This window comes from Aequorivita lipolytica, assembly GCF_007997135.1.
In the GTDB taxonomy this organism is placed as follows: domain Bacteria; phylum Bacteroidota; class Bacteroidia; order Flavobacteriales; family Flavobacteriaceae; genus Aequorivita; species Aequorivita lipolytica.
On record NZ_VORU01000009.1, the window covers coordinates 59,526 to 73,366 of the forward strand.

The 13,841-nt window shown below is 37.2% G+C and carries 13 protein-coding genes and 1 tRNA gene; 10 read left to right on the forward strand and 4 right to left on the reverse strand.

Translation table 11 applies throughout. The annotated features are described in order from the left end of the window. Position 1: 1 nt before the first annotated feature. The 5 genes from ESV24_RS10965 (at position 2) to ESV24_RS10985 (ending at position 3,634) form a co-directional block, all read left to right on the forward strand. Positions 2 to 1,078 carry an ABC transporter permease gene (locus ESV24_RS10965; RefSeq protein ID WP_111816506.1) on the forward strand — a complete coding sequence of 359 codons (1,077 nt, stop codon included), beginning with the start codon at positions 2 to 4 and terminating at the stop codon, positions 1,076 to 1,078. Between the two features lie 63 nt (positions 1,079 to 1,141). Further along, positions 1,142 to 1,618, forward strand: a complete 477-nt coding sequence (locus ESV24_RS10970; RefSeq protein ID WP_111816505.1) for a TlpA family protein disulfide reductase — start codon at positions 1,142 to 1,144, stop codon at positions 1,616 to 1,618. Beyond that, entirely contained in the window at positions 1,615 to 2,370 is a 756-nt protein-coding gene (gene tpiA, locus ESV24_RS10975) for a triose-phosphate isomerase (RefSeq protein WP_111816504.1), read from the forward strand. Before ESV24_RS10970 ends, tpiA begins: the two co-directional genes overlap by 4 nt. A 127-nt stretch (positions 2,371 to 2,497) precedes the next feature. Continuing rightward, on the forward strand, positions 2,498 to 3,325 hold the full coding sequence (gene prmA, locus ESV24_RS10980) for a 50S ribosomal protein L11 methyltransferase (RefSeq protein WP_111816503.1): 828 nt from the start codon (positions 2,498 to 2,500) through the stop codon (positions 3,323 to 3,325). A 33-nt stretch (positions 3,326 to 3,358) separates the two neighbouring features. Continuing rightward, entirely contained in the window at positions 3,359 to 3,634 is a 276-nt protein-coding gene (locus ESV24_RS10985; RefSeq protein ID WP_111816502.1) for an ATP-dependent Clp protease adaptor ClpS, read from the forward strand. Here the strand turns inward: ESV24_RS10985 and ESV24_RS15345 are convergent. Then, the gene (locus tag ESV24_RS15345) at positions 3,631 to 3,789 is read right to left on the reverse strand and encodes a hypothetical protein (RefSeq protein ID WP_170227888.1); all 159 of its coding nucleotides are present in this window, start codon (positions 3,787 to 3,789) and stop codon (positions 3,631 to 3,633) included. The genes ESV24_RS10985 and ESV24_RS15345 overlap by 4 nt on opposite strands. Positions 3,790 to 3,893: 104 nt before the next feature. Further along, positions 3,894 to 3,967: transfer RNA gene (locus ESV24_RS10990), tRNA-Arg, on the reverse strand. Between the two features lie 72 nt (positions 3,968 to 4,039). Here ESV24_RS10990 and ESV24_RS10995 point away from each other — a divergent pair. Then, positions 4,040 to 4,552: an adenine phosphoribosyltransferase gene (locus tag ESV24_RS10995; protein WP_111816500.1), complete on the forward strand. Its 513-nt coding sequence runs from the start codon at positions 4,040 to 4,042 to the stop codon at positions 4,550 to 4,552. Here ESV24_RS10995 and ESV24_RS11000 read toward each other — a convergent pair. Continuing rightward, positions 4,549 to 4,701, reverse strand: a complete 153-nt coding sequence (locus ESV24_RS11000; protein ID WP_111816499.1) for an SsrA-binding protein — start codon at positions 4,699 to 4,701, stop codon at positions 4,549 to 4,551. The two genes, ESV24_RS10995 and ESV24_RS11000, sit on opposite strands and share 4 nt — an antisense overlap. 66 nt (positions 4,702 to 4,767) lie before the next feature. After that, positions 4,768 to 5,664 (reverse strand): hypothetical protein, encoded by an 897-nt coding sequence (locus ESV24_RS11005; protein WP_111816498.1) that lies wholly within the window; start codon positions 5,662 to 5,664, stop codon positions 4,768 to 4,770. Positions 5,665 to 5,795: 131 nt separating this feature from the next. On the opposite strand from ESV24_RS11005, the gene ESV24_RS11010 reads away from it, so the two are divergent. The 4 genes from ESV24_RS11010 (at position 5,796) to ESV24_RS11025 (ending at position 13,754) form a co-directional block, all read left to right on the forward strand. After that, the gene (locus ESV24_RS11010) at positions 5,796 to 6,749 is read left to right on the forward strand and encodes a calcium/sodium antiporter (protein ID WP_111816497.1); all 954 of its coding nucleotides are present in this window, start codon (positions 5,796 to 5,798) and stop codon (positions 6,747 to 6,749) included. 133 nt (positions 6,750 to 6,882) lie between these two features. Then, positions 6,883 to 9,069 (forward strand): glutamine synthetase III family protein, encoded by a 2,187-nt coding sequence (locus ESV24_RS11015; protein ID WP_111816496.1) that lies wholly within the window; start codon positions 6,883 to 6,885, stop codon positions 9,067 to 9,069. 407 nt (positions 9,070 to 9,476) lie between these two features. After that, entirely contained in the window at positions 9,477 to 11,543 is a 2,067-nt protein-coding gene (locus tag ESV24_RS11020) for a beta strand repeat-containing protein (RefSeq protein WP_160110624.1), read from the forward strand. A gap of 759 nt (positions 11,544 to 12,302) precedes the next feature. Next, entirely contained in the window at positions 12,303 to 13,754 is a 1,452-nt protein-coding gene (locus ESV24_RS11025) for a curlin (RefSeq protein ID WP_111816494.1), read from the forward strand. Positions 13,755 to 13,841: the final 87 nt, after the last annotated feature.

Genomic DNA, 13,841 nt, shown 5'->3' on the forward strand with positions numbered 1-13,841 from the left:
TTTGATAGGCTACATACTTCAAAAACTAGGTTATGCAGTACTCACGTTGTTTGGGGTTGTAACCGTGATTTTCTTTCTTTTCACTGTTCTTCCCGGCGATCCCGCACGAATGATGCTCGGTCAAAATGAAACTGCGGAACAGCTTGCAGTGGTGAAAAAAAAATATGGTTTTGATCAGCCAGTTTCCGTGCAATATTTAAGGTATTTGAATGACCTGTCTCCTATTTCGTTTCACAGTAAAACTCCAAACGATTATACTTACTTGGCGGAAGGAAAATACAATGCAGCGAAATTATTTTCAGTTGCAAATACAAACGTAGTTTTAAAAACACCGTACTTGCGCGAATCATTCCAAAAAAACGGAAAAGAAGTGAGCGAAGTAATAGCTGAAACCCTTCCCAACACATTTATTTTGGCAGTTTCAGCAATTGTTATTGCGATGCTAATTGGCGTTTTCCTCGGAATTATTTCGGTGCTTTTTAAGGATGGTTTTATTGATAAGATGATTCAATTAGTAAGCACTTTGGGAATGAGCGTTCCTTCGTTTTTCAGTGCAATTATTTTTGCGTGGATTTTCGGCTTTTTGCTTCACGAGTACACAAATTTAAATATGACTGGAAGCCTTTATGAAGTAGATGATTTCGGTGAAGAAAAATACATTCAGTGGAAAAACTTGATACTTCCCGCAATTGTTTTGGGAATTCGACCACTGGCAGTTGTTAGCCAATTAATGCGCAATTCGTTATTGGAAGTCTTGAACCAGGATTACATTCGCACGGCAAAGGCAAAAGGTCTTTCTTTTTATCAAATTATAAAAAGACACGCGCTTAAAAACTCATTAAACCCGGTGGTTACAGCTATTTCGGGCTGGTTTGCAAGTATGCTTGCAGGTGCAGTTTTTGTGGAATACATCTTCGGGTGGAACGGATTGGGTAAAGAAATTGTGAACGCATTGAATACGTTGGATCTGCCTGTAATTATGGGAGCAGTAATTGTTATAGCAACATTGTTTATTATTATTAATATTTTTGTTGATATAATTTATGGTTGGCTAGATCCTAAAATTAGTAGGCAGTAAATCAGTTATCGGTTATCGGTTATCGGTTATCATTAAATTTGCAATACTATCAAATCTCAAAATATGAAAACATTAATTGCCCTTCTATTATTTGTAACCTTTGCGCAGGCGCAACAAAAAACCTTCACGGAAGCAGCGTTGAGTGAAAAATTTCTTTCAGAAAATAGCGCAGAAATAAGCTTTTCAGAAATACTTCAGCAATACAAAGGCAAAACCGTTTTCATAGATATTTGGGCCAGTTGGTGTAAAGATTGTATTGTGGGAATGCCAAAAGTGCAAAAGTTGCGCGAGGAAAATCCCGAAGTTATTTTTTTATTCCTTTCGTTAGATAAAGAAACCGAGAGTTGGAGGCACGGCATTAAAAAGTATGGCGTAGTGGGCGAAAATTATTTTATACCAGCAGGGTGGAAAGGTGCCTTTTGTTCTTCTATAGATTTAGATTGGATTCCGAGATATATGGTGGTTGATACTGGAGGCGAAATAAGTCTATACAAAGCGATTGAAACGAACGACGAAAATCTTTTAAAAGCATTAAAATGAGAAGAAAAATAGTAGCAGGTAACTGGAAAATGAACTACGATTTAGCCGAAACTGAACTGTTTTTGGTTGAATTGAAAAAGCAAGTTTTCCCCGAAAATGTAATGGTAATGATAGCTCCGGCCTTCACAAATTTGAATCATGCTTTTAATTCGGTGCGTGAGCATCCCGTGACAATCGTTGCCCAAAATATGCATCAAAACAACGAAGGTGCTTTTACTGGTGAAATCTCTGCAAAAATGCTTAAAAGCATTGGGGTGACCACTGTCATTTTGGGTCATAGCGAGCGCCGCGCATATTTTAATGAAAACAGCACTGTTCTTTCCGAAAAAGTAAATACTGCTTTAGAAAATGAGATGACGGCTATTTTTTGTGTAGGTGAGGAGTTAAAGGATAGAAAGGAAGAAACCCATTTTGAATTGATAAAAACACAACTCTCTGAAGGAATTTTCCACATTTCTGACGATGCTTGGAAGAATATAGTTATCGCCTATGAGCCCGTTTGGGCAATTGGTACCGGCGAAACAGCAAGCCCAGAGCAAGCGCAGGAAATGCACAAATTCATCCGGAAAACTATTGCTGAAAAATATTCAAAAGAAATAGCAGATAAAGTTTCAATCCTTTACGGAGGCAGTGTAAAAGCAGACAATGCCACTGAGATTTTTGGACAGGAAGATGTGGATGGCGGATTGATTGGGGGCGCATCGCTGAAAGTAGATAGTTTTATGAAAATAATTAACGCCTTCGGGACTTAAATAACAAATTCCAAATCATAAATAAATTCCAAATCCCTAAAAAGCAAATTTCAACTTTGCTTTTTGCTTTTTATTTGGAATTTGGTGCTTGTAATTTGAGATTTTTTTTCGTCTAGAATTTAAAATTATGAATTATATAGAATACATTTTTAAAGTAGCTCCGCTCCAGCCAGGAACAGAAATCTTGATTGCTGAATTGGGTTACGCAGGTTTTGAAAGCTTCGTGGAAACGGAAGATGGCGTAACGGCATACATTCAAAAAGACGAATGGAACGGTACTATTTTGGACGATATTAATATTTTGGATTCCAAAGAATTTAAAATTGAGTTTACTTTTTCAGAAATAGAACAAATAAACTGGAACGCTGAATGGGAAAAGAATTTTGATTCAATTGAAGTTGATGGAAAATGTACCGTGCGAGCGCCATTTCATCCAACTAAAAATTTTGAGTACGAAATTGTAATCGAACCCAAAATGTCTTTCGGCACAGGGCATCACGAGACTACTTTTATGATGCTGCAGTTTATATTAGAAAATAATTTTGAAAATAAAACCGTGCTTGATATGGGCTGCGGAACTGCTGTGCTGGCTATTTTAGCAGCGATGCGCGGTGCTTCAAAACTAGATGCTATTGATATAGACGAATGGTGTTTTGAGAATTCAACCGAAAATATTGAAAGAAATAATTGTAAAAATATTTCAGTTTTTCTTGGTGATGCGGCATTGCTTTCAGGAAAAAAATATGATGTAATAATTGCTAATATAAACAGAAATATTCTTTTGAATGATATGGAAACATATCGTAAATGTTTAGATGAGGGCGGTGAACTTTATTTAAGTGGCTTTTATAAAGAAGATTTGACCATTATTACGGAGAGTTGCAATAATCTGGGATTCACTTTCGTTAAAAATAAAGAAAAAAACAAATGGGTTGCGGCAAAGTTTAAAATTTAGTAAATTTAAATTGTTAGGAATTTTAAAGATATTATGAGTACCAAAGAAAAAATACAAGAAGATGTTTCGGTTGCTGAAAAGGAAAGTAATCTCAACGAAATTGTGCTTTACAATGACGATGTAAACACTTTTGACCACGTTATAAGCAGTTTGATTTTCGCTTGTGAACACACACCAGAACAGGCTGAGCAGTGTTCCATAATTGTTCATTATAAGGGAAAATGTACTGTAAAGACAGGTGATTTCAACGAATTAAAGCCACGATGTTCAATGCTTTTGGAAGCTGGATTAAGTGCCGAAATAGTTTAAAACCATTCAAAATATACAGCCGAAATGATTACGGCAACTATTAAGATTATTAAGACGGTAATTATAAAACCTGCCCCAAAGCGGGTTTTTTTATTGTCTTGAAGAATATAATCTTTTTCTTTTTCGTTATCTGAATCTTTTACGATTTTAGTCATTTTGATGGTTTTTGAAGAGTACAAATTAATTAAAAATCTGGAATTGTTGTGAAATTTTAGCAATAAAAAAACCACGTTTTTTAGAACGTGGTTTTTTAATTTCGTGACCTTGCCAAGATTCAAACTTGGAACCTCCTGAGCCGTAATCAGGTGCGCTATTCAGTTGCGCCACAAGGCCAATTTATTTTCGCTTTAAGCGGGTGCAAATATATTTCTTTTTAAATTGCAAGACAAATTAAAATAGTAAAAAATGGATTTATCTAAATTTATTCGAAATGTTGAAGACTTTCCCAAGGCTGGAGTTCAGTTTAAGGACGTAACGCCATTGCTTGGTAATAGCGAGGCAATGGAGAGCTGTATTGAACAATTATTGGCTTTAATTGGCGACCAGAAAATTGATAAAGTTGCAGCAATAGAATCTCGCGGTTTTTTCTTCGGCACACTCTTGGCGCAAAGGCTCAATGCCGGTTTCGTTCCTATTAGAAAACCTGGCAAGCTTCCTTATAAAACGCTGAAAGAACCCTATCAATTAGAATATGGACTTAATGCTCTGGAGATTCATGAAGATGCAATTAAAAAGGGGGAGCGGGTTCTGTTGCACGATGATGTTTTGGCGACAGGGGGAACGGCTAGGGCAGCTTGTAATTTAATAGAACAATTGGGTGGAGAAATTGTGCAATGTAATTTTTTACTCGAAATTGAATTTTTAAACGGAATTCAAAAATTACGGAAACATTCGGTGCAATCGTTGCTCAAGTATTAGTTGGCGGCATTTTTTGTAACCCATAACTTATAGGCGAACAGGACCATTTGAAGTTTTGAAGCTTTCGCCAAATCAACTCCTTTTTTCGTGAAGCTGGGCAAAATCTTTTTGTTAGCCTTCGCCAGAAATTGAAAGAATTTCTTTTTCATCTAATTACAATTTGCTGTTGAAATTAAGTATTTTGAAATTAAATTGTTTTAAGAAGACGTTAAAAACTATTCTGCATTTTTTATAATCGTATTCTGTTTATCCACGGCAATGGAAATATTCTTTATGGCTTCTTGACCGTTTCCAAAACCTGAAGTGGAAACCGAACCGTTTTGGTTGTCTATGGTTATGGAAATATGTGTTATTTCGTTATTACCATTACGTTTTAAATCGTTGTAATAGAATGAAATTTTTTCAGCTTCATAGGTTTTTTGAAGTTGCGCTAATTCGGAATCCGTGCTATTTTTGGTTATAATGTGTGTATTTCCATTAAAGTTGGCAGCACTTTTTATAGGATGTTGTTTTTGCGTGCTAATGCTATCTCTTCGTTGTTGCATTCTATTTCTCATTTCAGCTTGTCTTTCTTTCATTGCATCCATTCGTTCTTGCATTTCCTTTTCCATTTGGTCACTTTTTTCCTGCATATATTGTCTGCGGTCTTCATAAGAATTTTCACTGCTTTTAGAAGTTTGTTCTCCACTCCCTTGACTTATAAAAGTTTGATTTGAGCTGCCTGCGCTTGTAACGAAAATTCTGCTTCCTTCAGAAACTATCACAATATCATTTATAGGGTTTTGGCTGCTCACGCTATAATTTCCAGAGTTGTTATTTGCATCCTTATATTGAATGGTGATGGAAATAATTTCATTGTTTTGATTATAATCTACATTCGCATAATTAAATTGTAGTCCTTCATCCACCATTTGTTTTTTGATCTTTTCAAGTTCTTCTTCAGTTGTGTTTTTGGTAATTACCACCTTGATTTGTTTTTCTGTTAAAAAATTATTTTCTGAAATTTTCACAATTAGGTTCTTCGATGCGAACGAAGAAAGCCCGAAAGCGGTAAAAAGCAGAATAAAAAAAAGTGAAAGTTGTTTTGGCGTTCCCATAATATATGTTTTCATAAATATTGTAAATCAAAGATTAGTCCAAAAATAGGATTGTGGTTTTAACAGGTTAAAATTTTTGGGGATAGTAACAAATATACGATTATTTCTTTTTGGCATTTAGTATCTTCGCGGGCAATTACATTTCAATGGATTACGTATTTGTTTTTTTAGGTTTAATTCTTTTGGTTGTAGGGGGCGAGTTTTTAGTTCGTTCTTCCGTTGCGCTTTCGTTCAAGCTACATCTGTCAAAAATGGTTATCGGGCTTACGGTGGTATCTTTTGCTACTTCGGCGCCGGAGCTGTTGGTAAGCTTGCAGGCGGCGCTCAATGGGTTTTCTGATATTGCTCTGGGTAACGTAATAGGTTCAAATATTGCAAACATTGGTTTGGTGCTCGGTATTACGGCTATCATTTCTCCTTTGGCTATCGATAAAGATTTTTACAAGCTCAATTGGCCTGTAATGATGTTACTTTCCGTAGCACTTTATTTTATTTTGAAAAGTGGTCTGCAAATTTCCCGTTCAGAAGGAGTTGCATTGTTACTCGTACTGGGTGTTTATTTATTTATATTAATTAAGCGGGCTAAGAATCAAAGAGGTACTGAGCCTGTTGACGACAGTATTGACGATGGGCTGTCTAAAACCTCGAATTTTAAAATAATTGTTTGGTTGCTAATTGGTGGAGTTGCACTTTATGGCGGTAGCGAACTGTTGGTGAGTGGCGCTGTTTCACTAGCCGAAGGTTTCGGCATTAGCGAGCGCGTAATTGCCGTAACTATGATTGCAGTGGGTACAAGTATTCCAGAATTGGCAGCATCGGTAATCGCCGCGCTTAAGAAGGAGAAGGCAATTTCGCTTGGAAATCTTATAGGTTCAAACATATTTAATATTTCATCAGTATTGGGCATTACAGCTATTATCCAACCCATTGCCGTAAAAAGTAGTGAGGTGTTGACAAATGATATTTTTTGGATGTTGGGCTTTGCTGCAATCTTGGTTCCGCTTGCATTTCTTCCCAAGAAATTTGAATTGGGTAGAAAAAGAGGGATCTTTCTGTTTATAGCTTATGCAATTTTCATAGGGCTTACCATAAAAAGTTAATTTGGGGTAATTGCCCCTAAATTTTAGGGGGTGTTTATAACTTATTTGATTATTTGCATAAATTTAATATTAAGTTTAGGGGGTGTGTTTATGTTTTTTATATTTTTGCGCCATCAAACCCAAAAAAAATATTATGCCAACGCTAAGATTTCATGCCATTAAGGAAACCTATAATAGAGTTCCTATTCCTGTTACCGAACCAGAAAGACGTTCTGAGATCTTCGGAAAAAACGTTTTTAATGAAGCTGCCATGCGGCAGTATCTTACCAAAGATTCTTTTAAGAGCGTAATGGATGCCATTGAAAACGGTTCTAAGATTGAACGCCATATAGCCGATCACATTTCTACCGGGATGAAGGAGTGGGCCATTGCAAAAGGCGCAACGCATTATACTCACTGGTTTCAACCATTAACGGGAGCAACTGCCGAAAAGCACGATGCTTTTTTTGAGACCATGGAAAATGGGCAGGCGATTGAAAAATTTGGGGGTGGACAATTGGTGCAGCAGGAACCGGACGCTTCCAGTTTTCCGAACGGGGGAATTCGAAATACATTTGAGGCTCGCGGTTATACTGCTTGGGATCCAACTTCTCCAGCATTTATTTATGGAACTACTTTATGTATTCCAACCGTTTTTGTTGCCTACACCGGTGAAGCTTTGGATTATAAAACTCCATTACTACGAGCGCTTCAAAGCATCGACGGTGCCGCGACTGCTGTTGCAAAATATTTTGATAAAAGTGTAACCAAAGTGATTGCTACTTTGGGATGGGAGCAGGAATATTTTTTAGTTGACAGTGCATTGGCAGCATCCCGGCCTGATATTACTTTAGCGGGAAGAACTTTACTTGGGCATTCCTCCGCAAAGGGGCAACAGTTGGACGACCATTATTTCGGCTCAATCCCTGCTCGTGTTCTTAATTTTATGCGCCATTTGGAAACGGAGTGTATGCTTTTGGGTATTCCTGTGAAAACGCGCCACAATGAAGTTGCGCCTAATCAATTTGAATTGGCGCCAATCTTTGAGGAAACAAATTTGGCAGTAGATCACAACTCCTTATTAATGGACTTGATGCACAAAATTGCAGAGAAGCATAACTTTAAAGTTCTGTTCCACGAGAAGCCTTTTGCAAATGTAAACGGAAGTGGAAAGCACAATAATTGGTCATTGGCAACCAATACAGGGGTAAACCTTCTTAGCCCAGGGAGTACACCAATGAAAAACCTTCAATTTTTAACGTTTTTCATAAACACGTTAAAAGCAGTAAATGAATATGAGGAATTGTTGAGGGCTTCCATTGCCAGTGCGAGCAACGATCACCGTCTTGGGGCTAACGAAGCTCCTCCGGCAATCATTTCGGCATTTATAGGTTCTCAGCTTACAAATGTATTGGACGAGCTTGAAAAAGTGACAAGTGGCAAACTATCACCACAAGAGAAAACCGATCTTAAGCTTAACGTAGTAGGTAAAATTCCAGAAATTTTATTGGATAATACAGATCGTAACCGTACTTCTCCGTTTGCTTTCACAGGAAATAAGTTTGAGTTTCGGGCGGTGGGTTCTACTGCCAACTGTGCAAATCCTATGACTGTACTAAACGCTATTGTTGCGCGACAACTTATTGATTTCAAAGCTGAAGTGGATGTGCTTATCAAGGATAAGAAGATGAAGAAGGATGATGCTATCTTCAATGTTTTAAAAGAATATATAAAGGATTCAAAAAGAATTCGTTTTGAAGGAGATGGTTATGGCGAGGCTTGGGAAAAGGAAGCGAAAAAACGTGGTTTAAGCAATCATAAAACTACGCCGGAAGCTTTAAAGGCAAAAGTTTCAAAGAAAACTATTGCCCTTTTTGAAGGTCTAGGCATTATGAGCAAGGTTGAATTAGAGGCCCGTCACGAAATAGAAGTGGAGGATTACGCCTTACGTATTCAGATAGAAGGGCGTATATTGGGAGATATTGCACGCAATCACGTAATTCCTACCGCTATACGTTACCAAAATATGTTGATTGAAAACGTTCAAGGCCTCAAAAACATTTACGGTACCGATTTCAAAAAATTCTCTGCAGAACAAATGAGTTTGATAGAACAAATAAGCGAGCATATCGCAAAAATCAACAAAGGAATTACAGATATGATCGATGCCAGAAAAAAGGCGAATAAAGTTGAAGATGCCGAGAAGAAAGCCTTTGCTTATTGTGATGACGTAAAACCATTTTTCCAAGTAATTCGTTATCACTGTGATAAGCTTGAATTACTTGTGGATGATGAGCTTTGGCCGTTAACGAAGTATAGGGAGTTGCTTTTCACGAAATAAATTTTAACTTTTTTTTAACTTTTAAATTTAATGAGCCGTCCAAATATGTTTTGGACGGCTTTTTATGTATTTGGCACCCTTAACACATATCTATCTTGGAATCCTTTTCTTACATGATTTTCTGTAAATTTTTTATAATTCAGAGCGCGGTTTTTTTTAATCAAATAGAGTCTCTACTTTTGAAAAAGTAAAATTTAAGGCAATATAAAATTGCTTTTCACTAATTAAAGTAATCGGTATCTCCCCAACGCCGATGAGACTTTTATCCAAAAGTCTATTTCTAAATAATTTTAAAAATAAGTACAATTTTCTAGGGATACGTATGTCCTTTAAGGAACAGATCTGTACGGCATTTTATGAATTTATTGAATCGGAATATTAACTCAAGTTTAAATTTTAAGTCTTTTATGAAAAAAGTAATTTTAAGTGCAGCAGCATTAGTGTGTGGAACAATGATTTTCGCACAATCAAATGTGAGCGATGTTAACCAGAATGGTAACAGTAATGGTTCCGTAGTTATGCAATCTGGAAGTGGTAATGACAGTGATGTTGTTTCAACAGGAGATAGCAATACTTCTAACGTTACCCAAACAGGGACCATTCACAACTCTACAGTAGAGCAGCGCGGGGAAAGCAATTCCAGTACTGTAACTTCTATTGGTAGAAACAATAATTCAAAAGTAGGTCAAGTAGATGAGCGCAATACAAGCGTGGTACTTCAACAGGGAGGTAACAACAACTCTTCTAGAGTAAGCCAAGGGCAGATTAGTAGTAACGGAACTGTAAGCAGAACTGGTAGAGATAACACCAGTGACGTTTCACAAGATGGAAACAGCAACAAATCTGTAGTTGAGCAGTGGGATTTAAATCTTTTAAGAGGTGAGTTTAATTCATCGACTGTGTCACAATTAGGTGACTCTAATGATAGTAAGGTAAGACAAACCGGCGACAATAATACTTCAGGCGTTGCGCAAGAAGGAGACGCGAATATTAGCGATGTTCTTCAAATCGGAAACCAAAATGGAAGTACGGGAAGCCAAGTAGGAAATGATAATAGCACTACTGTGAGCCAAACAGGCGATGATCACGCGTCAACTGTATCTCAAGAAGGGGATTCAAATGTTGGAAAACTTATACAGCGCAATGGAAACGATAGCAGCTCTGAATTAACCCAAACAGGTTTTGGAAACCATACCAATACAATTCAGGATGGAGACAATCACCTATCTACTATAACTGAAACTGGAGACCGTAACGGAGCAGGTGTTTCCCAATACGGTTCTGATAATGTTAGTTCCACTATCCAAACTGGAAACAATAACGGAAGTTTAGTAGCGCAATCTAGAATGAGCAACGACAGTGATGTGTTGCAAGAAGGAAATTTCAACAACAGCAATGTAAGACAAAATGGTGGAAACGATAATTCTTCAGATGTAGATCAAGATGGAGATAATAATGGATCTATTGTAGGGCAAAACGGGGCTTTAAATGAAAATATAGTTTCACAAGTAGGCAACTCTGGGGAAAGCGAAGTTTCTCAACAAGGAGATTCTAACTACAGTTATGTTAGACAGCGCAAGGATAACAATAAGTCTCTAGTGTCACAAACTGGTACTGATAATTACAGCAGTGTAAAGCAACAAAACGTAGGGAACAATGATTCTAACGTTTCCCAAAACGGTGATGATAACACAAGCCTAGTTTCACAGGAAGGTGGAGAAAATGTTTCCGCCGTTGTTCAAGATGGAATGCAAAACAGGAATGATATTAGACAGCATGGAGACCGCAATAGTTCCGATCTTTCACAAGTAGGTGATTTTAACAAGAGTAAATCCACAACGTTTGGTGATGACAATACGAATGTTGTTGCCCAATTGGGTGCATCAAACGAGGCACTACAAGCTCAAACAGGAAATGAGAATGAGGCTTCAATTATGCAAGGTGAAATTACTAAGCTGGCAACAGACAACGAAGCGACACAAACGCAAACCGGTAATTTGAACAAAGCATTTGTAGTTCAAGCTTCAATCTATGGAACCGGAACCAACAACTCGCTTGTTTCCCAGACCCAAATTGGTGACAGTAACTTTGTAAGAAGCGAGCAGCAAGGAAACAATCATGTTTCTACAACTACTCAAGATGGAAACAATAACGAAGCTCGCGATCTTCAAAAAGGATCAAGCGAAACTTCTACTGTAACCCAAAATGGGAATGGTAACATAAGCGATGTTGTTCAAAACGGTTGGGGTCATAACTCTACAGTTGCCCAAAATGGCGGCCAGAATGAAAGTGATGTTTACCAAACAGGTGGACAGAACACATCAGATGTTTCACAGATGGGAGACCTAAACATGAGTGATGTTATGCAAGATGGTAATAGTAATATGAGTACTGTTGGCCAGAACGGTTTAAGCAATTTGAGTAATGTAAACCAAATGGGGAACATGAATACTTCCACTGTATCGCAAAACTAAGCATCACATAAATATATAAGAAACAGTTTCTTTAAATAAAAGAAGTGTGGACATTGTAAAAAATGTTCCACACTTTTTTTGTTTTCAAAAGTTTTCAAGAAGAAATTGAAAACCCATTGCTTTCAAGAAGATACTAATCTTCGCTAAGCGCATTAATTATGTTCAGTAAATAATTAAACGAAAATCTATTTTAATAACCGAAACGGAGCCAAAATAACTTCAAAGGCCAAATCAATTTTTGTAAAATTTATTTTATTTCCATTGTTTTCTAGAAAAACTCTTTTTTTATTTAACAAAATTTTAACTTTTTTGTAGAAAAATTACTTTCTTTCCCTTAATCGGTATAATTTGGTTTTTTATCCTATATTCTTAACTTTATTGTAAGAGAAGCCTTTTTTTAAAGTGGAGTAAACCTTGTTTTTGAGGCTTGGTATCCCTAACAGCTTGTTTGTTAACATATTTTATTGCATATTTGAGATGTGATTGCAATAGCAAATCATTTACACTCTCCCCAAAAGTGTTAAATAACAAATCTAACCCCTAGTAATTGAGTTTTTTTGGTCTTGAATCAAATAATTCAGAAAACTTAAAATTTTCCCATTAATCCTGAAATGTATCTTTAAGTACATTTTGAATTCCATCCCCATAAATATATTAAAAACCACGTTTGTCGTGTTTTGTTATTTTCCCAAGGAATTAATTCCTTGCTAAGAACTGAATATTCTTTTAACCAAATATTAATCTTTAAATTTCTAACTTATGAAAAAGATAATTTTAGGTGCAGCAGCGTTAGTGGTCTGGGGCTTTGCATTTGCGCAAACACCGGCCCCAACCACGCCACAACAGGCTGAACACATTGCTATTATGCCAGGAGCAGCGTCTACAGCTAACTCTGGACAATCACAACAAAATGGTAATAATAACAAGGTAAAGGTTCTTCAAGCGGGAACAAACCAATCCGCTTCAACGTATCAAGGTGATGGGTCAGGTAGTGGCGGTAACTTAATGTACATAATCCAAGTAGGTGCTGTTTCTACATTTAGTGGAGTACTAAATAATGCTGAGGCACACCAAACGGGTACGGCAAATGAGCTTATTGTGGACCAACAAGGCGATTACAACAGCGCATTGAGCAACCAAGGAACAAATGATGATGGAAGTGCCAACAATAAAGCTTGGATCCGTCAGGGTGACAACCAACAAGCTGAAAACAATGCCTCTGAAGTTAACCAGGATGGAGATAATAACGTTGCAAAGTCACTTCAAACATATGATAACAGTGAGTCTTTGATCACTCAGTTTGGTGACGGAAACATGGCGTTTAATGAGCAAGATGCTGGACCAAATGGATCAGATGGCCACGCTTCAGAAATTAGTCAACTTGGAGATGCCAATCAAGCATATACATACCAAGAAGGAAACGGAGCACGTAATAATGCGGTAACCTTGCAAGAAGGAAACAATAATAAATCCTACCAAACACAAGATAATACAGCAGGCCCACTAGGAACCCAAAATGAAGCCTTCGTTGCACAAGGGGGTGTTTTCTTTAATACAAACTTAGATTTAACTATCGGTAACGATCTTCGTTTAATGGATGATGTGTATGTTGGAACTATTGGTTATCCTGGTTCTGAAGCTGGTGTTGCCTATCAAGACCAAGTAGGTACTGGCAACGATGCTGAAATTCAACAATTCGGCGATTCCGGTATTGCAGGCAATTATGCTGAGCAAAACCAAACTGGAAATAACAACGAAGCTTATGGAATTCAAAATGTTTACAACACAGGAGGTAATAACTATATGAGACAAGATCAACATGGCAATGACAACCAAGCTGGTATAGCGCAAAATGGTCAAGGCCATAAAGCCTATCAAACACAAGATGGTAGTGATAACATAGCTTTATCTACACAAAAAGGAGCTGACAATAAAACCAATATCCGTCAATTTGGGGACCAAAACGTTGGTAAAACCATTCAAGATGGTACTTGTAACGCAGCTTTTTTAGTTCAACACGAGGGACAGAGCTACACTATTAGCCAAAACTTTAACGATCCAACTGGTGGTGGAAATCAAGCGAATATTTTTCAAACAGATCCAGCCGGAACTAATTCTGATGTATCGTGTACATTCCCAGATATGAGAACCGATATGGGAGACTACAGTACTCCAGTACTTACTATAGAAGACGTTTGCCCGGGTTGCTAAGCCTATTATATAAAAATGAATATTTCTTAAAGGGGAGAGGTTTTACAACCTCTCTTTTTTTTATAAGGGTTTTATCTATGAACCAAA

What these genes read in the sequence shown, in the direction of transcription:
- ESV24_RS10970 (WP_111816505.1), top strand. Translation starts at nt 1,142, where the DNA reads ATGAAAACATTAATTGCCCTTCTATTATTTGTAACCTTTGCGCAGGCG.
- ESV24_RS11015 (WP_111816496.1), top strand. Translation starts at nt 6,883, where the DNA reads ATGCCAACGCTAAGATTTCATGCCATTAAGGAAACCTATAATAGAGTT.
- ESV24_RS10985 (WP_111816502.1), top strand. Translation starts at nt 3,359, where the DNA reads ATGAGTACCAAAGAAAAAATACAAGAAGATGTTTCGGTTGCTGAAAAG.
- ESV24_RS11010 (WP_111816497.1), top strand. Translation starts at nt 5,796, where the DNA reads ATGGATTACGTATTTGTTTTTTTAGGTTTAATTCTTTTGGTTGTAGGG.
- ESV24_RS10995 (WP_111816500.1), top strand. Translation starts at nt 4,040, where the DNA reads ATGGATTTATCTAAATTTATTCGAAATGTTGAAGACTTTCCCAAGGCT.
- ESV24_RS11025 (WP_111816494.1), top strand. Translation starts at nt 12,303, where the DNA reads ATGAAAAAGATAATTTTAGGTGCAGCAGCGTTAGTGGTCTGGGGCTTT.
- prmA (WP_111816503.1), top strand. Translation starts at nt 2,498, where the DNA reads ATGAATTATATAGAATACATTTTTAAAGTAGCTCCGCTCCAGCCAGGA.
- ESV24_RS11020 (WP_160110624.1), top strand. Translation starts at nt 9,477, where the DNA reads ATGAAAAAAGTAATTTTAAGTGCAGCAGCATTAGTGTGTGGAACAATG.
- tpiA (WP_111816504.1), top strand. Translation starts at nt 1,615, where the DNA reads ATGAGAAGAAAAATAGTAGCAGGTAACTGGAAAATGAACTACGATTTA.
- ESV24_RS11000 (WP_111816499.1), bottom strand. Translation starts at nt 4,701, where the DNA reads ATGAAAAAGAAATTCTTTCAATTTCTGGCGAAGGCTAACAAAAAGATT.
- ESV24_RS15345 (WP_170227888.1), bottom strand. Translation starts at nt 3,789, where the DNA reads ATGACTAAAATCGTAAAAGATTCAGATAACGAAAAAGAAAAAGATTAT.
- ESV24_RS11005 (WP_111816498.1), bottom strand. Translation starts at nt 5,664, where the DNA reads ATGAAAACATATATTATGGGAACGCCAAAACAACTTTCACTTTTTTTT.